23 protein-coding genes and 1 pseudogene are annotated in these 22,579 nt (G+C 58.5%); 5 read left to right on the forward strand and 19 right to left on the reverse strand.

The annotated features are described in order from the left end of the window. Nucleotides 1-223: 223 nt before the first annotated feature. From ACM6IR_RS23555 to exbB, 6 genes are all read right to left on the reverse strand, one after another. Nucleotides 224-1,624, reverse strand: a complete 1,401-nt coding sequence (locus tag ACM6IR_RS23555) for an aminoacyl-tRNA deacylase and HDOD domain-containing protein (RefSeq protein ID WP_414909914.1) — start codon at nt 1,622-1,624, stop codon at nt 224-226. 78 nt (nt 1,625-1,702) lie between these two features. Further along, nucleotides 1,703-3,778, reverse strand: a complete 2,076-nt coding sequence (recG, locus tag ACM6IR_RS23560) for an ATP-dependent DNA helicase RecG (protein ID WP_414909915.1) — start codon at nt 3,776-3,778, stop codon at nt 1,703-1,705. A 9-nt stretch (nt 3,779-3,787) separates the two neighbouring features. Further along, nucleotides 3,788-4,717: a LysR substrate-binding domain-containing protein gene (locus tag ACM6IR_RS23565; protein WP_414909916.1), complete on the reverse strand. Its 930-nt coding sequence runs from the start codon at nt 4,715-4,717 to the stop codon at nt 3,788-3,790. A gap of 253 nt (nt 4,718-4,970) precedes the next feature. Then, the gene (locus ACM6IR_RS23570; protein WP_414909917.1) at nt 4,971-5,717 is read right to left on the reverse strand and encodes a TonB family protein; all 747 of its coding nucleotides are present in this window, start codon (nt 5,715-5,717) and stop codon (nt 4,971-4,973) included. Continuing rightward, nucleotides 5,714-6,142 (reverse strand): TonB system transport protein ExbD, encoded by a 429-nt coding sequence (gene exbD, locus ACM6IR_RS23575; RefSeq protein ID WP_414909918.1) that lies wholly within the window; start codon nt 6,140-6,142, stop codon nt 5,714-5,716. Before exbD ends, ACM6IR_RS23570 begins: the two co-directional genes overlap by 4 nt. Before the next feature lie 6 nt (nt 6,143-6,148). Continuing rightward, a complete protein-coding gene (gene exbB / locus ACM6IR_RS23580) occupies nt 6,149-7,093 on the reverse strand; it encodes a tonB-system energizer ExbB (protein WP_414909919.1) in 945 nt (314 codons plus the stop codon). A 189-nt stretch (nt 7,094-7,282) separates the two neighbouring features. Here exbB and ACM6IR_RS23585 point away from each other — a divergent pair, with 189 nt between their 5' ends. Next, nucleotides 7,283-8,140, forward strand: coding sequence for an SDR family oxidoreductase (locus tag ACM6IR_RS23585; RefSeq protein WP_414909920.1), 858 nt, complete (start codon nt 7,283-7,285; stop codon nt 8,138-8,140). Between the two features lie 65 nt (nt 8,141-8,205). On the opposite strand, the gene ACM6IR_RS23590 is transcribed toward ACM6IR_RS23585, so the two are convergent. The 6 genes from ACM6IR_RS23590 to ACM6IR_RS23615 all read right to left on the reverse strand — a co-directional run bounded on the left by ACM6IR_RS23590 (nt 8,206) and on the right by ACM6IR_RS23615 (nt 13,513). Beyond that, nucleotides 8,206-8,946, reverse strand: a complete 741-nt coding sequence (locus tag ACM6IR_RS23590) for a hypothetical protein (RefSeq protein WP_414909921.1) — start codon at nt 8,944-8,946, stop codon at nt 8,206-8,208. 71 nt (nt 8,947-9,017) lie between these two features. Beyond that, entirely contained in the window at nt 9,018-9,398 is a 381-nt protein-coding gene (locus tag ACM6IR_RS23595) for a RidA family protein (RefSeq protein WP_003229509.1), read from the reverse strand. Nucleotides 9,399-9,422: 24 nt separating this feature from the next. Continuing rightward, nucleotides 9,423-11,528: a bifunctional GTP diphosphokinase/guanosine-3',5'-bis pyrophosphate 3'-pyrophosphohydrolase gene (gene spoT / locus ACM6IR_RS23600; RefSeq protein ID WP_414909922.1), complete on the reverse strand. Its 2,106-nt coding sequence runs from the start codon at nt 11,526-11,528 to the stop codon at nt 9,423-9,425. A gap of 57 nt (nt 11,529-11,585) precedes the next feature. After that, complete coding sequence (rpoZ, locus tag ACM6IR_RS23605; RefSeq protein ID WP_007894670.1) at nt 11,586-11,849, reverse strand: DNA-directed RNA polymerase subunit omega; 264 nt, start codon at nt 11,847-11,849, stop codon at nt 11,586-11,588. A gap of 167 nt (nt 11,850-12,016) precedes the next feature. Next, the gene (gmk, locus tag ACM6IR_RS23610) at nt 12,017-12,637 is read right to left on the reverse strand and encodes a guanylate kinase (protein ID WP_414909923.1); all 621 of its coding nucleotides are present in this window, start codon (nt 12,635-12,637) and stop codon (nt 12,017-12,019) included. A gap of 12 nt (nt 12,638-12,649) precedes the next feature. Next, nucleotides 12,650-13,513 (reverse strand): YicC/YloC family endoribonuclease, encoded by an 864-nt coding sequence (locus tag ACM6IR_RS23615; protein ID WP_414909924.1) that lies wholly within the window; start codon nt 13,511-13,513, stop codon nt 12,650-12,652. Nucleotides 13,514-13,793: 280 nt separating this feature from the next. Here ACM6IR_RS23615 and rph point away from each other — a divergent pair, with 280 nt between their 5' ends. From rph to gltS, 3 genes are all read left to right on the forward strand, one after another. Continuing rightward, nucleotides 13,794-14,516 carry a ribonuclease PH gene (gene rph / locus ACM6IR_RS23620; protein ID WP_414909925.1) on the forward strand — a complete coding sequence of 241 codons (723 nt, stop codon included), beginning with the start codon at nt 13,794-13,796 and terminating at the stop codon, nt 14,514-14,516. A gap of 28 nt (nt 14,517-14,544) precedes the next feature. After that, on the forward strand, nt 14,545-14,913 hold the full coding sequence (locus tag ACM6IR_RS23625) for a DUF4870 domain-containing protein (RefSeq protein ID WP_414909926.1): 369 nt from the start codon (nt 14,545-14,547) through the stop codon (nt 14,911-14,913). A 424-nt stretch (nt 14,914-15,337) separates the two neighbouring features. Then, nucleotides 15,338-16,543: a sodium/glutamate symporter gene (gene gltS, locus ACM6IR_RS23630; RefSeq protein ID WP_414909927.1), complete on the forward strand. Its 1,206-nt coding sequence runs from the start codon at nt 15,338-15,340 to the stop codon at nt 16,541-16,543. 85 nt (nt 16,544-16,628) lie between these two features. Here the strand turns inward: gltS and ACM6IR_RS23635 are convergent, their stop codons facing one another. Next, a complete protein-coding gene (locus tag ACM6IR_RS23635) occupies nt 16,629-17,408 on the reverse strand; it encodes an exodeoxyribonuclease III (protein WP_007934608.1) in 780 nt (259 codons plus the stop codon). An 82-nt stretch (nt 17,409-17,490) separates the two neighbouring features. Between ACM6IR_RS23635 and pyrE the strand changes: the two genes are divergently transcribed. Next, nucleotides 17,491-18,135: an orotate phosphoribosyltransferase gene (pyrE, locus tag ACM6IR_RS23640; RefSeq protein ID WP_007894680.1), complete on the forward strand. Its 645-nt coding sequence runs from the start codon at nt 17,491-17,493 to the stop codon at nt 18,133-18,135. 56 nt (nt 18,136-18,191) lie between these two features. On the opposite strand, the gene ACM6IR_RS23645 is transcribed toward pyrE, so the two are convergent. The 6 genes and pseudogenes from ACM6IR_RS23645 to argB form a co-directional block, all read right to left on the reverse strand. Then, nucleotides 18,192-19,061, reverse strand: coding sequence for a nucleotidyl transferase AbiEii/AbiGii toxin family protein (locus tag ACM6IR_RS23645; protein WP_414909928.1), 870 nt, complete (start codon nt 19,059-19,061; stop codon nt 18,192-18,194). Continuing rightward, nucleotides 19,049-20,107 (reverse strand): type IV toxin-antitoxin system AbiEi family antitoxin, encoded by a 1,059-nt coding sequence (locus tag ACM6IR_RS23650; protein ID WP_414909929.1) that lies wholly within the window; start codon nt 20,105-20,107, stop codon nt 19,049-19,051. The genes ACM6IR_RS23645 and ACM6IR_RS23650 overlap by 13 nt, the downstream gene beginning before the upstream one ends. Nucleotides 20,108-20,241: 134 nt before the next feature. Next, nucleotides 20,242-20,625 carry a hypothetical protein gene (locus ACM6IR_RS23655; protein WP_414909930.1) on the reverse strand — a complete coding sequence of 128 codons (384 nt, stop codon included), beginning with the start codon at nt 20,623-20,625 and terminating at the stop codon, nt 20,242-20,244. Beyond that, the gene (locus ACM6IR_RS23660) at nt 20,612-21,184 is read right to left on the reverse strand and encodes a hypothetical protein (protein ID WP_414909931.1); all 573 of its coding nucleotides are present in this window, start codon (nt 21,182-21,184) and stop codon (nt 20,612-20,614) included. Before ACM6IR_RS23660 ends, ACM6IR_RS23655 begins: the two co-directional genes overlap by 14 nt. 18 nt (nt 21,185-21,202) lie before the next feature. Beyond that, nucleotides 21,203-21,462: pseudogene (locus ACM6IR_RS23665) on the reverse strand (hypothetical protein). A gap of 189 nt (nt 21,463-21,651) precedes the next feature. Then, complete coding sequence (gene argB / locus ACM6IR_RS23670) at nt 21,652-22,557, reverse strand: acetylglutamate kinase (protein ID WP_010465204.1); 906 nt, start codon at nt 22,555-22,557, stop codon at nt 21,652-21,654. Nucleotides 22,558-22,579: the final 22 nt, after the last annotated feature.

The following is a 22,579-nucleotide window of genomic DNA, read 5'->3' on the forward strand; positions in this document are numbered from 1 at the left end:
TTTGCAGTCAAATCCTAGCAGTGCGCTTGCTTTCTGTCCTCGCGGGCTCATTGAGGGAAAGAGTGTCGCTAGTGATCTGGTATCAGGGGCTGGCCAAGTATTTGAAGCCGAGGAAGGCGAAGGCTTGAGGTTTATCAGGTAGACCGGGTTGGATTCTTCGCGAGCAGGCTCGCACACAGGGTTTAGGTGATCCGTGTGGGAGCGAGCCTGCTCGCGAATGCGTTTAGGCCGAGGTAAATTGCGAGGCGAGTTCGCGCAGCAGCACTTCGGCTTCGAGGACTTTGCTGACAACGTCGTGGGCTTTTTCGCGGGTCAAACCCACACGCTCCAGCAAGGCATCCGGGATGTCTTCATCCGGGCCAGAGCCGATGCCACGGTTACGCAGCAGGCGCACGGACAGGCAAACAAGGTTCGGGTACTCGGCGTAGGCGCCGTCGTAGCTTGGGTCGTGCTGGAAGCGCAGTGCGGTGGCCAGTTCGTCCGGCATGTCCCAGTAGCGCATCAGCCAGGCGCCGATCTGTTCGCGGCTGATGCCCAGCAGGTGTTGTTCGACGTAGCTGTGGCACAGGTGTGGGTTGACCTCCAGGTGGCGGCAGATCAGCGAGAAGTGCGGCGGGAACACGTGGGCCAGCAGCAAGTAGCCGAAGTTGTGCAGCAGGCCGGCGAGGTAGGTCAGGCCGGCTTCCGGGCGTTGGGCGCGCGGCATGGCGCGGGTCAGGCCTTCGATGACGGCGGCGGTGTAGATCGATTGGTGCCAGTACGGTGTGCTGTGTTGCGGGTGGTCTTTGGGCAGGCTCAGGGTTTTGCCCAGGGCCAGGCCCAGTGCGAGGTTGATCACCAGGTCGAAACCGAGCACCCGGACGATGGCGTCTTCCACTGAACGGATCTTGCCCGGCGAGGCGTAGTACGGCGACGCGGCCCAGCTCACGACTTGTGCCGCCAGGGCCGGGTCGGTTTCGACGACGCCGGTAATGTCGTCAATGGTGGCGTTGGGGTCGACGCGCAGTTTGATGATTTTTTGTGCGGTCTCGGCCAGCGGCGGAATTTCGATGGTCTCTTCCAGGCGTTGCTGGATGCGTCGCGCGGTGAACGCTTGAACGGCCTGGGTGATTTCCTCGCGGTCATCGTCGGGGCGGTCGAGGTTCGGGCGGATGCGGGTCAGGGCTTCGCCGAAGTTGGCGGCGCTGGCCTTGGTCAGCATGGTTTTAAAGGCTTCGCTGGTGATTTCCAGCAGCACACCTGGCTCGCCCGAGTTGATCAGCAACTTCGGCTCGCGCAGCAGGCTTTCTTCGTACAGGCACGGCGAACTGGTCAGCGTCGGCAGGCCGGGTAGCAAGCTCAGGTTGTGTTTGCCGAGCATCTTCACCAAGCGCTCGTTGGGTACGGCGGTGAGGCGGCGGCCGATGAGTTCGGCGAGGCGGTTGAGGTCCAGCAACTGGCTTTGGGGGAACAACACCATCAGAGCGCCAACGGCGTCCTCGACCAGAACGGCTTGAACCTTGCGCGAGGCATTCAGGCCGTGGTGTTCGAGGACTTCTTCATAGGCGATACCCAATTTGCCCAGCAACAGCCGAATGACCGACGGAGCGTGCGGGGGGACGGGCGCGAGGGCAACTTCGGTCATGGTCTGTATCCGTTCCAAAACAATTGCAGGAGTATAACCAGCTTGTTTAAAGCCAGGGCCCAGAAACTGAGACGGTGCTCACACTTGGCCGTATTGCTGCCCATGGCGCAACCAACGGTCGAGTAACGGGCTGACGTGATCCGGCCAGCGTTCCAGCAGCGCCTGAGCGGCATCGCGCACGGCGGGCAACAGGTCGGCGTCGCGCATCAGGTCGGCGACCTTGAATTGCAGCAGGCCGGTCTGGCGCGTGCCGAGCATTTCGCCGGGGCCGCGCAGCTCGAGGTCTTTTTCGGCGATGACAAAGCCGTCGTTGGTTTCGCGCATGATGCCCAGCCGCTGACGCCCGATCTGTGACAGCGGCGGATGGTAAAGCAGCACGCAATGGCTGGCGGCGCTGCCTCGGCCGACTCGGCCGCGCAACTGGTGCAGCTGCGCGAGGCCGAGGCGCTCGGGGTTTTCGATAATCATCAGGCTGGCGTTCGGCACGTCGACGCCGACTTCGATCACCGTGGTGGCGACCAGCAGCTGCAAGTTGCCAGCCTTGAATTCGGCCATCACAGCGGCTTTCTCGACGGGCTTCATGCGGCCGTGGATCAAGCCGACCTTCAGCTCGCCGAGGGCTGCGGTGAGGTCTTCGTAGGTGGTTTCGGCCGCTTGGCAGGTCAGCTCTTCCGACTCTTCGATCAGCGTGCACACCCAATAGGCCTGGCGTCCTTCTGCACAGGCACCGCGCACGCGCTCGATGACTTCGACGCGCCGGGTATCGGTGATCAATACGGTGTTTACCGGTGTACGACCGGGTGGCAGTTCGTCGAGGATCGAGGTGTCGAGGTCGGCGTAGGCGCTCATGGCCAGCGTCCTTGGGATTGGCGTGGCCGTCATGATCAGTTGATGCGGACACATTCGCCCGCCGACACCTTTCTGCCGCAGTGCCAGCCGCTGTTGCACGCCGAAGCGGTGTTGTTCGTCGATGATCGCCAGCGCGAGGTTCTTGAACTGCACTTCGTCCTGGAACAGTGCGTGAGTGCCGACCACCATCGGTGTGCCACTGGCGATCTGTTCCAGTGCCGCAACACGGTTCTTGCCCTTGAGCTTGCCGGCCAGCCACGCGACTTCAATGCCCAGCGGTTCGAGCCAGCGCTTGAAGGTGATGTAGTGCTGTTCGGCGAGAATCTCGGTGGGCGCCATTAGCGCGACCTGATAACCCGCTTCCAGGGCCTGGAGCGCGGCGAGGGCGGCGACCACGGTTTTACCCGCGCCGACATCGCCCTGAATCAGCCGCAACATCGGCTCATGCTGACTCAGGTCGTATGAGATTTCGTTGCCGACCCGTTGCTGGGCACCAGTCGGCGTAAAACCCAAATTGGCCAGGTACCTGGCCGGCAGTTCGGTGGCCTTGGGCATTGCCGGCGCGCGCAGGGAGCGCATGCTTTCGCGCAGGCGCTGCTGGGACAGCTGATGGGTCAGCAGTTCTTCGAAGGCCAAACGGTGCTGCGCCCAATGATGACCGAGGGCAAGCTCATCGACATCGGCATCGGCGGGTGGGTGATGCAGGTAGCGGATTGCATCGGCCAGCGGCGCCAGTTGATAGTCCCGCGCCAGTTCGGTCGGCAACCAGTCGGGCAGACTTTTGGGGCCGAGCAGCGTCAGGGTTTGCATGCACAGTTGGCGCAAGCGCTGCTGGGTCAGGCCTTCGGTGAGCGGATACACCGGGGTCAGGGTTTCATCCACCGGCGGCGGCTCGTCACCGGTAATGGCGCGGTATTCCGGGTGGTAGATTTCCAGCCCCGACGCACCGGGCCGAGCTTCGCCGTAGCAGCGAATCCGCGTGCCGCGTTTAAGGCCTTCTTTTTGTGCGTTGCTGAAATGGTAGAAGCGCAGGCTCAGCCCGCCGGTGCCGTCTTGAAGGCGAACCACGAGGCTGCGGCGACGGCCCATGACCACGTCGGCGCCACTGACGGTGCCTTCGATCACGGCGTCTTGCCCAGGTCGTAAATGGCCGATCGGGACCACCCGAGTACGGTCTTGATAACGCAACGGCAGGTGAAACAGCACGTCCTGGAGATTCTCCAGGCCGACTTTGGCCAATTTCTCGGCCATGGCCTCGCCGACACCCTTGAGCGCCGTCACCGACACTTGCGACAACTCGGTCATGTCAGCAACTTAAGCCGCAACCACGGGCACCGGTGGCTTGGCCACCGAGCACAGGCGAATGGAGTCAGCGAGAATCTCAATCGCTTTCGGCCGCGGGAAGCTCGCACGCCAGGCGATCGCCACGGTGCGGAACGGCACTGGCGGCGACAGAGGACGCACTTCGAGGACGCCCGGGGCGTAGTGATGGCTGTCTACCGCCGACAGCGGCAGGATCGAAATGCCCAGGCCAGACGCGACCATGTGGCGAATGGTTTCCAGGGAGCTGGATTCCACCGTGGTGTGCTTGGCGCCGTCGTTGCCTTTGGCCAGCGTCGGGCAGGCTTCCAGGACTTGATCGCGGAAGCAATGGCCTTCACCGAGCAGCAGCAGGCTCTTGTCGTTGAGCAGGGCGGCGTCGATGGAGTGTTTTTGCGTCCACGGGTGCTGGGCCGGCATCAGGACGTAGAACGGCTCGTCATAGAGCTGCAGCGTCAGCACATCGGCTTCGTTGAACGGCAGGGCGATGATGATCGCGTCCAGTTCGCCGTTGCGCAGTTTGTCGCGCAGGACGTGGGTGAAGTTTTCTTCGATGTACAACGGCATCTGCGGGGCGACCCGGTGCAGTTGTGGAATCAGGTGTGGGAACAGGTATGGACCGACGGTGTAGATCGCGCCGACTTTCAGCGGGGCGGTCAGTTGGTTCTTGCCGGCCTGGGCCAGTTCGCGGATGCCTTGGGCCTGTTCCAGGACTTTCTGCGCCTGGGCCACAATGCCTTCGCCGACGGGGGTCAGGCGCACGGCGCTTTTGCTGCGCTCGAAAATCAGCACACCGAGTTCGTCTTCAAGCTTTTTCACGCCCACCGACAGGGTCGGCTGGCTGACGTGGCAACGCTCGGCCGCGTGGCCGAAGTGCTGCTCTTGGGCGAGAGTAACGATGTAGCGTAATTCTGTAAGAGTCATAGCAAGCGTCCATGAAGTTGCGAGCCAAGCATACCGGCTGCAATCGATAGACGCACGTTATCAGACTGAGTGTGTTGGGTGACACAGGGCAATGCAGGTTTGCCGCTGGCAGATAGGCAAAAGGCACTTTTCGGTGCCTTTATGGCTGGATCACGAACCTGTGGGAGCGAGCTTGCTCGCGATAGCGATTTTACAGTCAACGAAAATGTTGAATGTGATGACCTCATCGCGAGCAAGCTCGCTCCCACATTAATCAGCGCCGACGTTCCAGCGAATAAACAAAGGGTGCAACGATTTCGATGGCGCCGTTGTTCAGCATGTTGGCCGGTGGCTTGGGCAGCGGTTGGGCGCGGCGGATCATTTCCAGGGTCGCCCGGTCCAGGTCGGCGTTGCCGGAGAGCCCCACCAGTTCGAATGACAACACGTTACCTTCGCCATCCACCACGAAGCGCAGACGGTTCAACCCTTCCTTGCCCCGTGCCTGTGCGCTGGCCGGGTACTTTTTGTACTTGGCCAGGTGAGCGAGCAGGGCGCCTTGCCAGCTGGCGTTGGCGGCCTGCTGCGCTGGCGACGGCCCCGGTGCCGGTTGAGCGGATTTTTCCGTGGGTGCCTGAGTCGGTTGCGTGTCGCTCGGTTTTTCCTCGGAGGGCTTGTCCTTCGGTGGTTCCGGTTTTTTCTCCACCGGCTTGGGCGGTTGAGGCTTCGGCTTGGGCTTGACCGGTTTTGGCACGGCAATCTCGGCCTTCGGTACTTCAGCCAGTTTAGGAATGGGCAGTTCTTCCACCGGGGCGGGTGGCTGTGGCGGCGTTATCACTTTCGGCGGGGCCGGTGGTGGCGGGGCTGGAACGGGTGCCAACTCGATCATCATCGCCTGCGGTGGCAGCTCGATGGGTGGGCGCGTTGTCCAGTTCAGCGCCAGCGCTATGGCCAGCGCATGGACGCCCAGCACCACGGCCAGGCTCGCGCTATAACGCGTCAGCTTATGGCGCGTGGTGATCATTTCTTGACTGCCGTCTCGAGCCCGACCAGACCTACCTTCAGGTAACCGGCGGCGCGCAGGTTGTCCATCACGCTCATCAGGTCACCGTAGTCCACGCCTTTATCGGCCTGGAAGAAGATCGTCGTGTCTTTCTTGCCCTGGGTTTTGGCGTCGAGTGTGGCGCCGAGCGCTTCGGCCTTCACTTCGTCTTCGCCGAGGAACAGGCGCTGGTCCGCTTTGACACTGAGGAACACCGGCTTCTCTGGCCGTGGCGCCGGTTTGGCGCTGGAGGCGGGCAGGTCGACCTTGATGTCCACGGTGGCGAGCGGGGCCGCCACCATGAAGATGATCAACAGCACCAGCATCACATCGATGAACGGTGTGACGTTGATTTCGTGGTTCTCGACCAGATCGTCGTCTGCGCCTTCTTTCAAATGCAGGCCCATGGCCGATTACCCCACTTTCACCATGTGCGGTTGCGAGACGCGCTCGGGCGGCGTGTGATCGAGGTCACGGCTGACCAGCAACAGGACTTGCGCCGAAGCGTCGGACACCTGCGCCTTGTAACCGGCGATGGAGCGGGCGAAGACGTTGTAGATCACCACAGCTGGAATCGCGGCAACCAGGCCCAGCGCGGTAGCCAGCAGGGCTTCGGCGATGCCGGGTGCCACGACGGCAAGGTTGGTGGTCTGGGTTTTGGCGATGCCGATGAAGCTGTTCATGATGCCCCACACGGTGCCGAACAGACCTACGAACGGCGCGGTGGAGCCGATAGTGGCGAGCACACCGGTGCCGCTGCTCATGTTGCGACCGCAGGCTGCAACCAGGCGCTCAAGGCGGAAGCTGACGCGTTCCTTGATGCCTTCTTTCTCGCGGCTATTGGTCGACAGGCGCATTTCTTCCAGTGCATCGTGCACCAGCAGGTGGGCGAGGGTGCCAGCCTTGGCGGCCGAAGCGCTGGCTTCTTTAAGGGTGGTGGCTTGTTTCAGGTGGGCGATTTCGCTGCGCAGACGACGCTTGGCGCCCATCAACTCGAAGCCCTTGGCGATCCAGATAGTCCAGGTGATGATCGAGGCGATGGCCAGGCCGATCATCACGATTTTCACGATGATGTCGGCGTTCTGGTACATGCCCCACGGCGACAGGTCATGGGCCATGCCCAAGGTGTTGTCGGCTTCGAGGACTTCGGGAGCGTCTTCGGCGTTGGTGGCGACAGCCTGGGCCGGGTCGGTCGCGACCGGAGCAGCGGCAGGTGCGGTGTGATTGGCGGGTGCTGGCGCTTGTGCGTCGGCGAAAGCGGCGACAGGCGCCAGCATCAGGCTGATCAGCAGGGCGGCCATTGCGCTCCAGGCGCGAGGTCGTTTGGTTGGCGAAGCGGGGAATTGATTGCGTGTCATGCTGGCCGGACCTGAGAGAAAAAGGACGGTTAATGTTCTTCCAGGCCACGTAAGGCCGAGAACAAAAGTGGCGGGCATTATTGCAAATAATTCTTGTTAGCAAAAGCGATAGGGTCTCTTTTTTCCTCCATTGCTAGCCGCTGGCCCTTTGCAGACGCTAGTCTTTGTCTTTCCGATGGGAGTTTTCTGATGTCCGCACCCTCTGTATTGATCGCCGGCTGCGGTGATATTGGTAGTCGTCTGGCAACCCGGTTGTTGGCTGCCGGGTGGGAGGTTTATGGTCTGCGGCGTGATATCTCACGCCTGCCCAAGGGGGTGATTGGCGTTGCTGGTGACTTGTTCAATGAAGACTGTCCGGCGACCTGGCCAGTCGGCGCGGTGGATTACCTGGTGTATTGCGCGTCCGCCACCGAGCGTGATGAAGCTGGTTATCGCGCAGCTTATGTGCAGGGCTTGCAGCATGTGCTGAGCTGGCTGAACGACTATGGGCAGGAGCCCAATCGATTGCTGTTTGTTTCCAGCAGCAGTGTTTACGGCCAGCAGGATGGCGAGTGGGTCGACGAGACTTCGCCAGCGATGGCCGCGGGCTACTCAGGACGTTTGATGCTGGAAGCCGAGCAGGTTGCCCTGAACAGTGGCATCCCGGCCAGCATCGTACGTCTGACCGGTATCTACGGTCCGGATCGCGAGTGGTTGTTGACTCAGGTTCGTCGGGGTTATCGCGTCGCGATCGATCCGCCGCTGTATGCCAATCGCATTCATGCCGATGATGCCGCAGGGTTGATGGCGTGCCTGCTGGAGGCGGATGGGCGCGGCGTGGCGCTGGATGATGTCTATATCGGTGTCGACGATGCGCCAGCACCACTTGCCGAGGTGGTGGGCTGGTTGCGCGACTATTTGGGCGTGACGGAATGGGCCGATGACGCGAGCGTGCGGCGCACCGGGAGCAAGCGCTGCAGCAATGCGCGAGCGAAAGCATTGGGCTGGGTGCCGAAGTATCCGAGTTATCGCGAAGGGTATGCCGCCATCCTCGAAGGCCGCTGCTGACTCACAAACACCACAAACAACTGTGGGAGCGAGCAAGCTCGCTCCCACATTGGGTTATGCGTTGCTTACTGCTTTTCGAGCAACCACTTGCGATCACCCGGGGTGAACGAAGGCATCTCGTCCGCCTGCGCAGTGTTCACGGCCTGGAGAATCTCCAGCTCCTTGCCCTTGCGCGCAAAGATCCAGGTGTTGCCCTGGCCGTTCAGTTGCAACCACATGTTGTCGTTGCCACCGCTCATTGACGCGCAATCGCCGGCCAGACACAGCGCATAGCGATCCGCACCTGGCAGGCCTGCAACCTGGCCGTCGGCCTGGAACTGCACGGTGTTGCCTTCACCGGGACCGCTGACGACTTTCCAGCTGCCACCCATGTATGCGGAATACAGTGCGCGTTCGAAACTGGCGCCAATCGGTGCGCCATCCGGCACTTGAATCAGGGCGCGGTCGAAGACTTGTTCAGGCTCGTTATCATTTGCGACCTGGCTCAGTTGTTTGCCATCACGCTTCAGCTCGCTGGCGGAGCTGCCATAAAAGTCGATTTTCCAGGCGCCGGACTCTTCGCCCAGCAGCTTGCCTTCGACATTTTCAAAACCGTTGGTGTAGCGGGCCTGAGCGGCCCTGGTGTTGACGTTCCATTCCAGGTTCGGGCCGTAAGCCTGGAGCGCCTCACGCAGTGGGCCGCCTTTGGAGGCAGCATCAATCGCCGCCTGGTTGATCCAGGTGCCGCTGATATCACGGTCGGCAGGTTTGCTGGCACATCCGCCCAAGAATAGGGCGACCAGCGAGAGAGCTAGCGCAGTGCGCATGGTGAGGTCCTTTCAAGACGCTTTTTATACATACGGCAGCGGCGCAACCTTTGAGGGTTGCGCCGGACGCATTACTCGATGACCAGAATGGCATCCATTTCAACCTGCGAACCCTTTGGCAGGGCCGCTACGCCGATGGCGGCGCGGGCAGGGTATGGCTGGTCAAAGTACTTGCCCATGATTTCGTTGACCTTGGCGAAGTGGCTCAGGTCGGTGAGGAAAATGTTCAGTTTGACGATGTCTTTGAACGAACCACCGGCGGCTTCAGCCACGGCCTTGAGGTTCTCGAACACCTGGACGGTCTGGGCTTCGAAGCCTTCGACCAGTTCCATGGTTTTTGGGTCCAGAGGGATTTGACCCGACATGTAAACGGTGTTGCCAGCCTTGATCGCCTGGGAGTAAGTACCGATGGCAGCCGGGGCCTTGTCGCTGGTGATAACAGTCTTGGTCATGTATGACTCCTTGTAATGGGTGGGCTACGCACGCATGCGGGTGATGCGAATCACCCCGGTCAGGGCGCGCAGTTTCTTGATTACGCGGGCCAGGTGCACACGGTCGTGCACGCTGACCACCAGTTGGACCACGCTGATGCGACCATCGCGTTCGTCCATGCTGATTTTCTCGATATTGCCGTCGGCGGCATTGACGCTGCTGGCCAGCAGCGCAATCAGGCCGCGCTGGTGTTCCAGCTCGACGCGCAGTTCGACGTTGAATTCACCGGTAACATCCTTGGCCCACGAGAGCTGGATGCATTTTTCCGGGTTGTGGCGGATTTCGCTGATGTTGCGGCAGTTGTCCAGGTGCACGACCATGCCTTTGCCTGCCGACAAGTGGCCGACAATCGGGTCGCCCGGGATCGGCGTGCAGCACTTGGCGTAGCTGAGCACCAGGCCTTCGGTGCCGCGAATGGCCAGCGGACCTTCCGCGCTTGGCAGCTGTTCGCCTTCGCCGAGCAGGCGGCGGGCGACCACATAAGCCATGCGATTGCCCAGGCCGATGTCTTCGAGCAGGTCTTCGATCAGTTCGAGGCGATACTCGGCGAGCATCGCTTTGACGCGCTCGGCCGCAACCTTCTCCAGGGAGCTGTCGAACCCGTTGAGGACCTTGTTCAACAGGCGTTCGCCGAGGCTGATGGACTCGGAGCGGCGTTGCAGTTTCAGCGCGTGGCGAATGTGCGTACGTGCCTTGCCGGAGACCACGAAGTTGAGCCACGCCGGGTTCGGCCGTGCGCCGGGGGCGCTGACGATCTCGACCGTGGAGCCGCTTTGCAGTGGCTCGGACAGCGGTGCGAGACGACGATTGATCCGGCAGGCAATGCAGCTGTTGCCCACGTCAGTGTGTACCGCGTACGCGAAGTCGACTGCCGTGGAGCCTTTGGGCAGCTCCATGATCCGGCCTTTAGGCGTGAACACATAGACCTCGTCCGGGAACAGGTCGATCTTCACGCTTTCAATGAATTCCAGCGAATTGCCGGCGCGTTGCTGCATTTCCAGCACGCCTTTGACCCACTGACGGGCGCGGGCGTGAGTGCTCTTGGGTTGCTCGTCGCCGCTGGATTTGTACAGCCAGTGGGCGGCGATGCCGTTGTTGGCCATCTCTTCCATTTCACGGGTACGGATCTGGATCTCGATCGGAACACCGTGCATGCCGAACAGCGTAGTGTGCAGCGACTGATAGCCGTTGGCCTTGGGGATCGCGATGTAATCCTTGAAGCGCCCCGGCAACGGTTTGTACAAATTATGTACAGCACCCAGCACGCGGTAGCAGGTGTCGACCTTGTCGACGATGATCCGGAACGCGTACACGTCCATGATCTCGTTGAAGGCCCGACGTTTGCCGCGCATTTTCTTGTAGATGCCGTAGAGGTGTTTCTGGCGACCGCTGACTTCACCCTGGATTTCGTCGATGGCCAGGCAGTGGCTGAGGGACTCTTCGATCTTGTTGACGATTTCCTTGCGATTGCCCCGGGCGCGTTTGACCGCCTGGTAGATTCGCGCGGAACGCATCGGGTGCATCGCCTTGAAGCCGAGGTCTTCGAATTCTATGCGGATGGCGTGCATGCCCAGCCGGTTGGCAATGGGTGCGTAGATTTCGAGGGTTTCCTTGGCGATGCGCCGGCGTTTTTCGCCTGACAGCACCTCCAGCGTGCGCATGTTGTGCAGGCGGTCGGCCAGCTTGACCAGGATCACGCGAATGTCGCGTGCCATGGCCATGGCCATTTTCTGGAAGTTTTCCGCCTGGGCTTCGGCTTTGGTCTCGAAGTTCATCTGGGTCAGTTTGCTGACCCCGTCGACCAGTTCGGCCACGGTTTCGCCGAACTGCGCTTGTAGCGCTTCCTTGGCAATACCGGTGTCTTCGATCACGTCATGCAGCATCGCAGCCATCAGGCTCTGATGGTCCATGTGCATGTCGGCAAGAATATTCGCAACCGCGAGTGGGTGCGTGACGTACGCTTCGCCGCTACGGCGGCGCTGGCCGTCGTGGGCTTGTTCGGCGTAGAAGTACGCTCGGCGGACCAGGTTGACCTGGTCCTTGCCGAGGTAGGCCGATAAGCGATCGGCGAGGGCGTCTATGCTCGGCATGATGACTCCTGCCGTTCGCTGTGACCCCGCGCCGTGCTACGTCGACCAGGCATAGTTTTAGACGGCCTCGTTGGACTCGTCCTCGAACGCTGCGAACAGCGGTTCGTCTTCGACGATTTCAGCATTGGCGATGAACTCGTAGCTCATCAGGCCTTCAGCGATTTCACGCAGCGCTACAACGGTAGGCTTGTCGTTTTCCCACTGTACCAGTGGCTCTTTGCCGCCGGTGGCCAGTTGACGGGCACGCTTGGTGGACAGCATGACCAGTTCAAAACGGTTTTCCACGTGGTTCAGGCAGTCTTCAACGGTTACGCGGGCCATGGTATTCCTCGGAGCGAATGCAATATGCGCGCTGCCCGGGTGGGCGAGCGGACTCAACAGTTTAAAAAATCACCAGCGATTAGGGAAGCGCTGATTTTTTGACCAGCCCCTTCAGCGCGCTGCAAGTGCCAATGTAAAGCCCTTGCAGCGGTTTTGGGAAGTGCTGTTTAGCCGAGCAATTCAGCCAAAAGTTTTCCGTTGCGCTGCTGCTGGCGCTTCTGATGCAACTGATTGGCACGGAAAATCGCCTTCAAATCGTCCAGTGCATGGGCGAAATCGTCGTTGATGATCAGGTAGTCGTAGTCGACGTAGTGGCTCATTTCGCTGACGGCTTCGCGCATCCGGCCTTCGATGACCTCGTCGCTGTCCTGGCCGCGATTGTTCAGACGCTGATGCAAGGCTTGCAGAGACGGCGGCAGAATGAAGATCGAACGGGCCTGGGGCATCAATTTGCGCACTTGCTCTGCACCTTGCCAGTCGATTTCCAGAATCAGGTCGTGACCTTCGTCCAGGGTCTGCTGCAGATGGCTTTGCGAAGTGCCGTAGAGGTTGCCGAACACTTCGGCGCGCTCGAGGAAATCCCCGTGTTCGATCATCTTCACGAATTCGCTGCGTTCGACGAAGTGATAATTCACGCCGTTCACTTCACCGGGGCGCATGGCACGGGTGGTGTGGGAGACCGAGACGCGGATCTCCTGATCTGCGTCGGTCAGGGCCTTGACCAGGCTGCTCTTGCCCGCGCCAGAAGGGGCGGAAATGATGTACAGGGTGCCGGTGCTGTGGGTCATGTCGGGTTTGCCTTACTCAATATTCTGCACTTGTTCGCGCATCTGCTCGATCAACACTTTGAGGTTGACCGCCGCTTGGGTGCTACGCGGGTCGAAGGCTTTGGAGCCCAGTGTGTTGGCTTCGCGGTTGAGTTCCTGCATCAGGAAGTCCAGGCGCCGACCGGCAGCGCCGCCGGATTTGAGCACCCGACGAACCTCGATGATGTGAGTGCTCAGGCGATCCAGTTCTTCGGCGACGTCGCTCTTCTGAGCGAGCATGACCATTTCCTGTTCCAGTCGCTGCGGGTCCATCTCGGCTTTCATGTCGGCGAAGCGGTCGAGGACTTTCTGGCGCTGAGTCGCAAGCATCTGTGGGACCAGCTCGCGCAGGGTGACCACGTCTTCTTCAATGGAGGTCAGGCGATCGTTGATCAATCGCGCCAGCTCGGCGCCTTCGCGTTCACGGCCGGCCTTGAGTTCTTTCAGGCCTGCGTTGAACAACGCCAGTGCTTCGGCATTCAGTGCTTGCGGGTCGGTGGCGTCGCCCACGAGTACGCCAGGCCAGGCCAGGACTTCGAGTGGATTGAGTGCGGCCGGGTTCTTGATCAGGCTGGCGATCGTCTCGGCGGCCGCGACCAATTGCGCGGCGCGCTCGCGGTCCACTTGCAGTGGCTTGTCGGTATTTTCTTCGGTGAAGCGCAGGGTGCATTCGAGCTTGCCCCGGGAGATGCCCTGGCGCAGGGCTTCGCGGACCGCGCCTTCGAGGTCGCGAAACGACTCCGGTAGACGCACGTGCGGCTCCAGGTAGCGGCTGTTGACCGAGCGCAGTTCCCAGCTCAGGGTGCCTTGGGCGCCGGCTTTTTCGACGCGGGCGAAGGCGGTCATGCTGTGCACCATGGAGGTACCTCGCAATGCAGGTCCATGCGTTACTGAAAGTTTCGCGGACCCGCTATCTGTGAATTAAAGCCGACAGGCAGCAAAGGCGCAGGATTGTAGCGCAGTGGGGGGGATGCGCCCAAACACACGGTGTGACAGAGGGCTGCAGGCCGTCGGCAAAGCGCTGTTCTAAGCTCAAGATTAAGCCTTCAATCGTCGGGCGGATTTTTTAGAAGTGCCCAGTCTTGGTCGGCGGCTCTATAATGCTCGGCAGTTTTCCGTCCCCGTACAGGTATTCCCTATGAAACGTCCAAGTGGTCGCGCTGCCGATCAGCTCCGCTCGATCCGCATTACCCGCAACTACACCAAACACGCCGAGGGATCTGTACTGGTCGAGTTTGGTGATACCAAAGTCATCTGCACCGTCAGCGTCGAAAACGGTGTGCCGCGTTTCCTGAAAGGTCAGGGCCAAGGCTGGTTGACCGCCGAATACGGCATGCTGCCGCGCGCCACCGGCGAGCGTAACCAGCGTGAAGCGAGCCGCGGCAAACAAGGTGGTCGTACCCTGGAAATCCAGCGTCTGATCGGTCGTTCCCTGCGTGCATCCCTGGACATGTCTAAACTGGGCGACGTCACCCTTTACGTCGACTGCGACGTGATTCAGGCTGATGGCGGCACTCGCACCGCGTCCATCACCGGTGCCATGGTTGCACTGGTTGACGCCTTGAAAGTGATCAAGAAACGCGGCGGCCTGAAAGGCGGTGACCCGCTGAAGCAAATGATCGCCGCCGTTTCGGTCGGCATGTACCAAGGCGAGCCTGTGCTCGACCTCGACTACCTGGAAGACTCGGCTGCCGAGACTGACCTGAACGTGGTGATGACCAGCACGGGCGGTTTCATCGAAGTTCAGGGCACCGCCGAAGGTGCGCCGTTCCAGCCGGAAGAACTGAGCGCGATGCTGGAACTGGCGAAGAAAGGCATGAGCGAGATCTTCGAACTGCAGAAGGCTGCACTGGCCGACTGACTGGATCGTTCCACGTAAGGAGGATGCCATGAGTGACGAGCAACAGCCGCTTCCCACACCGAGCCAGGAGGTTCGTCAGTGGGCAATGTTTTGTCACTTGTCCGCCTTGCTGGGGATCTGGGTTCCCTTTGGCACGCTGATCGGTCCGCTGATTCTCTGGCAGATGAAGCGCGAGATGGACCCGTTCATCGATGCGCAGGGCAAGGAGGCGCTGAATTTTCAGATCACTGTCGCCATTGCCTCCGCCATTTGCTTGCTGTTGATGGTGGTGATCGTCGGGTTTTTCCTGTTCGGTCTGGTCGCGATCGGTGCGCTGGTGCTGGCGATCATTGGCGGCGTGAAGGCCAATGAAGGGCTGCCTTACCGGTATCCCTTCACCTGGCGGTTGATCAAATAACGATCAACTGTAGGAGCGAGCAAGCTCGCTCCTACATGGGAAAATCAGCGTGCACAAAGAACCGCCAGCAATCAGGCTGTGTGAAAACTCGGTCCGCCGCGATCAAAAACAAATGCCCCGACTTTTCGGGGCATTTATTTTTGTGAAATTCAATTAACTTCTCGAGCCGTGTACGAGGGTTGCCATTAGCTCTTACACTTTTAGTCACAACTGCACAGCTTCAGTCCGGCCTATATGTTTGGCATTGAGACTTGTCGGTTGATAAAGTTGCCATAAGTAATATTTATTCAGAAATATTTCGATATATTCAGACCATTGATGGTCCTTGAATCTAAAAAACAATCAGTGTTGAGACGATCAACCTGTTCAAGAGGCGTGTCCAGGTAAAAAGTTCGCCCCTGAATATATATCCAAGAATATCCCAATGATTCAGCTCGATTTTTATGGAACACTTGTGGCCGCCTCTTTAGTACTGTTACTGGGGCGCGGACTGGTCACACGAATCGGTTTTTTACGCAGTTACAATATCCCTGAGCCTGTAGCAGGCGGTCTGGTGGTGGCTCTGCTTCTCCTGGCTTTGCGGGGATTTGATTTCGAAGTCCGATTTGACACCTCGCTGCAAACTCCCCTGATGTTGGCTTTTTTTGCCACCATCGGCTTGAGTGCAGACTTTGCCAGCCTGAAGAAAGGCGGGCGCGTAGTAGGGATCTTTCTTCTGGCGGTGATCGGGCTTCTGGTGGTCCAGAATGCCATGGGCATCGGCCTCGCAAAGGCCTTGGGGCTCGATCCGTTGATGGGCCTGTTGACGGGCTCGATTACGTTGTCTGGCGGTCACGGTACCGGCGCTGCATGGGGAGCGACGTTCAGCGAGAAGTTTGGTCTGGCTTCCGCCTCCGAACTCGCGATGGCCTCTGCTACGTTTGGCTTGGTGCTGGGTGGTTTGATTGGTGGTCCGGTCGCTCGCCTGCTCATCAAACGTGTCCAGACACCCGGTTGCCAGAAAGATAAGCCGCGTCTGCCGAAGGGCTTTGAGCAGCCAAACAAAGAGCGCTCGATCACGCCGTTTTCGTTTATCGAGACGCTCGCCCTGATCGCCGTCAGTCTGATGGCAGGCTCCCTCTTGAATGGCCTGCTCCACGGAACTGCATTTGAGTTGCCGACGTTCGTATGTGTCTTGTTCGTGGGTGTGGTCTTACGCAACGGCCTTTCCGCACTTGGCTTGTATCAGGTGTTTGAGCGTGAAGTTTCCGTGTTGGGGAATGTCAGCTTATCGCTGTTTCTGGCGATCGCTCTGATGTCGCTCAAACTGTGGGATCTGGCAGCACTGGCGTTACCGATCTTTATCATCCTGGCCGCGCAAGCGTTGGTCATGGCGCTGTTTGCGATTTTCGTGACATTCAGAATGATGGGCAGCAACTACGATGCGGCAGTTCTGGCGGCAGGGCACTGCGGTTTTGGACTGGGGGCCACGCCAACGGCCATCGCTAACATGCAAGCGGTGACGCAACGTTACGGACCTTCGCAGATAGCGTTCCTGGTGGTGCCAATGGTGGGGGCTTTCTTCATCGACATCATTAATGTCATCGTGATCAAGTTGTACTTGGCACTGCCGTTTTTCGCCGCTGCTTGAAGGTATAACGCATAAGAAAAATGCCCATATCTTTCGATATGGGCATTTTCGTCCACCGGTCAGCAGGTTTTCGTGTCAGCGAAAACTAGATGGTCAGCGTCCAGTCGTAATCCACGATAAGCGGTGCATGCTGCGAGAAACGTGGTTGACGTGGCAAACGTGCGCTGCGAACGAAACGACGCAGGCCCGGAGTCAACAGCTGATAGTCGAAGCGCCAACCGAGGTTGAGCATTTCCGCCTGTTCGTTGTCCGGCCACCAGCTGTACTGGTCACCTTCACGGCTGACTTCGCGCAGGGCATCGACATAGCCCATGTTGCCGACAATCTCGTCCATCCAGGCCCGTTCAGGTGCCAGGAATCCAGGGGATTGCTGGCTGTCGCGCCAATTCTTGATATCCAGCTTCTGTTGCGCCACGTACAGCGAGCCACAGTAAATGTACTCGCGACGTTTGCGTCGCTGTTTATCCAGATAACGGGCGAAGTCGTCCATTAGCTTGAACTTCTGGTTCAAGTCTTCATCGCCATTCTGCCCCGAAGGGAGCAGCAAGGTCGCGATGCTGACCTTATCGAAATCGGCTTGCAGGTAGCGCCCGTAGCGGTCGGCCGTCTCGAAGCCGAGACCGCTGATGACTGCCTTCGGTTGCAACCGCGAATACAAAGCCACGCCACCCTGGGCGGGAACTTCGGCTTCGCAGGCATAAAGGAAGTAGCCATCCAGTTGGAAGGCTGGATCGTCCAGTTCAAAGGCGGAGGCGCGGGTGTCCTGCAGGCAGATGACGTCGGCATTCTGTGCTTGCAGCCAACTGAGCAAACCTCGCTCCACTGCAGCCTGAATACCATTGACGTTCACACTGATGATCCGCATAAATGGCCCCAAAAATCGCGTGCGTGTATGATACACGGCGTCAACCTAATTAGCTAAATCCGTGGTATTTGGGGTTTTTTTCATGCAAGCGTATCAGCGCGATTTCATTCGTTTTGCCATTGATCGTGGCGTTTTGCGCTTCGGTGAGTTCACCCTGAAGTCCGGGCGTACCAGTCCATACTTCTTCAATGCCGGCCTGTTCAACTCAGGTTCGGCCCTGGCGCAGCTAGGTCGTTTCTACGCGGCAGCTATCGTCGAGAGCGGCATTTCCTTCGACGTACTGTTCGGTCCGGCCTACAAAGGCATCCCGTTGGCCGCGACCACCGCCGTGGCGCTGGCCGAACACCATGGCCGTGATTTGCCATGGTGCTTCAACCGCAAGGAAGCCAAGGCCCACGGCGAAGGCGGTAGCCTGGTCGGCGCCCCGCTGACTGGCGACGTGTTGATCATCGACGACGTGATCACTGCGGGCACCGCGATCCGTGAAGTGATGCAGATCATTGCTTCCCAGGACGGCGCCAAGGCTGCCGGCGTACTGATCGCTCTCAACCGTCAGGAGCGTGGCAACGGCGAGTTGTCGGCCATCCAGGAAGTGGAGCGCGATTTCGGTATTCCGGTGATCAGCATTGTTTCGCTGAATCAGGTACTGGAGTTCCTGGCGGACGATCCGCAGCTCAAGCAGCATTTGCCTGCCGTCGAAGCCTACCGCGCCCAATTCGGCGTCTAAAGAAAAGGCCCTGTGAGAACAGGGCCTTTTTGTGAGTGCTAGTATCTGGGTAGCTGTTATTCCCGTAGTTGCAAGGCGCGCAATAAGGCATCAATCTGCCCGAAAGCGTCCTGTTGCCACTGATCTGGTGTGCGATCTCCTAGGATTTGGCTGTCTTCGACGAAACGTCTTACTGAGGTCGGGCCGTAACCCTCGGCGATATCGAACTTTTCGCAAATGAACAGAAAACCCTGTTCGCCACTTCCCGTTTCAAGTACTGGTCGACACTCTTCTGCAAGTGCTTCTATGCCTCCGGGATAATTGCGAACGCAGTAGTAGATGTCGTATGCGTCCTTCTGTTTATGCCTTCCGTTCAGGGCATGTCCCTTCATCGCAAGCAGTGCGGGGATCGAGCATACAGCGACCTCGACACGATTTTTGCCGCCCGTAGGCATGGGGCCTTCAATTGCAACCATCTGATAGAAACGCATGGCCAAGTCGGCGCCGTCGGCGCGTTGAACTGCAAAGTCGTTGAGAATGGGTGGCTTGTTTTGGATGATTTCGGCGTCGCGCGGCATCAAGAAATCCACTATCACATCTATCGCAGCTCCACCGTCCTGCACGGGAACCTGGCGAATTAGTTGGAATCGTCGAAGTTCTCCTCTTTGCTCGTACCCATTGCCCATCAGTGCTTCGATCAATGTCGCATACTCGCCATCACCGAGAGCCTCTGCGTCCAGGCTCAGATCGACATCAAGGGTGCCAACATGTTGCATATCGTCATTCGCAAGCAGAAGCCACGGCACCGCTCCACCGATCACTGCAAACTTGCCTCTGAAGGAACCAAGAATTTGACCCATTTCGACTAATACCGCCTTTACCGCAGTTGTCGTTCTGTTGTCATAATCTGAAGCGGATTGAGGCTCTTGGGGTACTAACGGGGCCATGTCAATTTTTCCTGTCGTAGATGCTCGGCGGCTTCCTTTCCGCGCTCTCCTGCAACGGATAGATCCAGATAGGTCTGAACTGGACTGGTGCATATGGCGCCCAGCGCGGTTTCAACGGTGTCCAGTAGAAGTCCTTCGTCCTTGGGTAAAGTGATCACTACGTTTTCTCCCTTTGATGCAGGAACCAACTGTAATGCTTTGACCAATTTCTCTAAACCTTGAATGTCCGCATAAAAGTAATTCGTGCTGACTCGAGCATAGGGCGCGAGCCATTGAGCGGCAGAAAATGAGGAAAAAAGCGCGTGTCCGTTGCTCCTTTCTCCAATAGCGCTCCGCGCCGTATTTTCCAATGCGCTGCCGTGTAAGGTGGTATAGAACTTTTTACGGTCCCCTGATGGAGGCTCGTATGTTTCGACCCATGCATCCAAAAGGGCTTGAGGGTCGGATAGACATACACCCTCGTTTGTTGCTCTTGCCCATTCTCGATTCAGCAGCGCTGTGCGGACATTGCTGACTTGACCCAGACTCGCTCCGGCAGCTTCGGAAAGTTCCATCACCCGCCAGGCTCGGTCCGGGTCCCGAAGCATCATACGAATGATCTGAGCTGATTTTGGTTTAAAGAGAGACTTCAGTTCCCTGTTCTCCGAGGGTGGCCTGTCAGCAACTTGGTGATCAATGAATACACCATCGAACGAAATCCAGGAATTGCCCTCCAGGTCCAGATACCCCACACCTTTTTCCCGACACGCTTGTCTGGCAACGGGTGAAAGATAAGGTGCGACCACGATAGGCGTAGCCTCGGTGTTCTGCTCGTTCACGTAGTCGCGAAGTTGAAGTATGGCTGCGTTTATGAATCTGGGCTGGCCACTTGCTTTCACCTCGCAGACCAGAGAGTGCGATTTCCCTGATGTGTTTATCTCGACAATGAAGTCGGGCGTCCAGGCTTTTGAAAGCGGTGTAGATTTCAGGCTTTTAATCTCAAGAATCGGTACTTTGCTCAGGAGGTTTCGCAGCGCGTCTCTTGAGTGTATTTCGAGCTCTTTCATTGATTTAACCCTTTTCAACGAATGCTGAAAATAGCCATTTGGGTGAAAATTGTCGAGAATTTTCACCCCGCATGATGATTTCAGTGAATGTTGAAAGCAGGGTAAATATTGAAATATGAAAAACGGATGTGCTGCTAGCCCAGCTTCCGCCATTTATCGATGAGCCGCACAGCGAGCCATACATTGAACAATGCAAACACCAGCAACGCCAGGACGACGAACACATAAAGCGTACGATCCACGTCGAAATCCCACAGATCCAGCGTGCTGCTGCCCATGATTCTCACAGCAGCAGGAAGGTTGACGTAAAACAGCGCCAGGAAGGCGCTGGTCAGAGGGAGAGCGCAGCCGAACAAAACGTTCGTTACCTTTTTCCGGCTACGTTTTCTGGCGAGCAGGCCAGATTGGCTTTCATCCAGCTCCAGTGCCTCATGCAGCCTCGGCCAGGCAAGGTTGAACATGAAGGTGGTCAGGGTCAGCAGCAAGCCAATGACCGCGACGACGTCACTGAATGGCATTCAAGCCCAGTGTCTGGCACAACAGCGCGTGGGAATCTTCGCTGATCTCGAACTGCCCGGCGCTGCCTTTGCGCTTGATGATCGGTTTGAAAGTCGGCTCGTTTTGCGTGATCAGCATGTTCAGCTCGTCGCGGATGACATCCGAGCTGATTACCACCAGATAAACTGTTTGCGCGTGTTCCGCAGACTCGATTACGGCTCGCATGCTGTGCTGCAGAATCTCGTCCAGCTGATTGCGGAAGCGTGAAACCGTGTTTTTCAGCAAGGTTTTGCTTTGGCTTTGGGTCAGCTGGAAAATCGTTGAAATCTGAGACTCGGTTGGCAATGTCTGCCCAAAGTAGCTTTGAATCAGATACAGCAGGCGATCCTGCTTCGCTTCATCTGCGCGACTCGGCATGCCGCCTTCTACCAGCATTTTCAGGTATTCGGTCAGGCTCGCCTTGGCAATACGCTGTAAGGCATGAGCAATTTCCGTGTCGGAAATCTTCAGGGTCTTTTTGACCGGTTCCTTTTGCTCCTGCTCGAAAGCCTGGGCGTCGATCGTGAACGAGATCTGCATGGCTCAGTACCTCCGAGGTTATTTTTTGCTGGAAGGGCTGGACGTTTCGGCCTGTTTGATTCCGTTGGATTTCTCGGTTTTCTCTGGATAGGGATCAATCACGGCGTCGCCCTGGCCGGTCAGAACTTTCCATCCATTGCGCGCGTGCGTCGATACCTGGTACTGAGGGCAGGGGGGATCGAAGTTTTCGCCTGATTTGAATACTGATGTCCGCAATCCACGCATTCAAAGGTGCCCGCTGAAACATCGCTGCCGTAAGGAACGTAATCTTTTTGCATGGGTGGATCTCCTGTGGATACAGGGAAGATCCTATGCGGACTAATGCTTGTGGGATGTCGGACGTTTCTCTTAGTTGAGTCGGACGTTTCCTGCACGCATAAAAAAGATCGCAGACTTCATCGGCGCCTACGGAACATTCCTACTTCCGTAAAGGCTAAAGAAAGCTGCGATCTTTTGATGTTCTTGAATCAGTGACGCTTGCGATTGCTGATCAATGTACCCACACCGGTATCGGTGAAGATCTCCAGCAGGATCGCATTCGGTACCCGACCGTCGATGATCAACGAGCTGCCCACGCCGCCCTGAACGGCTTCCAGCGCGCAACGGATCTTTGGCAGCATGCCGCCGTAGATGGTGCCGTCGGCGATCAACTCGTCGACCTGCTGGGTGGTCAGGCCGGTCAGGACCGTGCCTGACTTGTCCATCAGGCCGGCAATGTTGGTCAACAGCATCAGCTTCTCGGCTTTCAGCGCTTCGGCCACCTTGCCTGCCACCAGGTCGGCGTTGATGTTGTACGACTCGCCGTTGGCGCCTACACCAATCGGCGCTATCACCGGAATGAAGTCACCTTTGACCAGCAAGTTCAGCAGATCGGTGTTGATCCCGACCACTTCGCCAACCTGGCCGATGTCGATGATTTCCGGTTGGGTCATCTCCGGCGTCTGGCGGGTCACGGTGAGCTTTTTCGCGCGAATCAGCTCAGCGTCTTTACCGGTCAGGCCGATGGCACTGCCGCCATGACGGTTGATCAGGTTGACGATGTCCTTGTTCACCTGGCCGCCGAGGACCATTTCCACCACGTCCATGGTCTGCGCGTCAGTCACGCGCATACCGTCGATGAAGTGGCTCTCGATCGACAGACGCTTGAGCAGGTCGCCGATTTGCGGGCCGCCACCGTGAACCACCACCGGATTGATGCCGACGGCTTTCATCAGCACGATATCGCGGGCGAAGCCGGTCTTCAGCTCCTCGCTTTCCATTGCGTTGCCGCCGTACTTGATCACCAGTGTCTTGCCGACATAGCGGCGAATGTAAGGCAGCGCTTCGGACAGGACCTTGGCGGTGTTGGCGGCGGCTTCGCGTTCGAGGGTCATTCAGGGCTCCGGCACTTCGGTA

This window comes from Pseudomonas sp. IT-P253 (genome assembly GCF_949768125.1).
In the GTDB taxonomy this organism is placed as follows: domain Bacteria; phylum Pseudomonadota; class Gammaproteobacteria; order Pseudomonadales; family Pseudomonadaceae; genus Aquipseudomonas.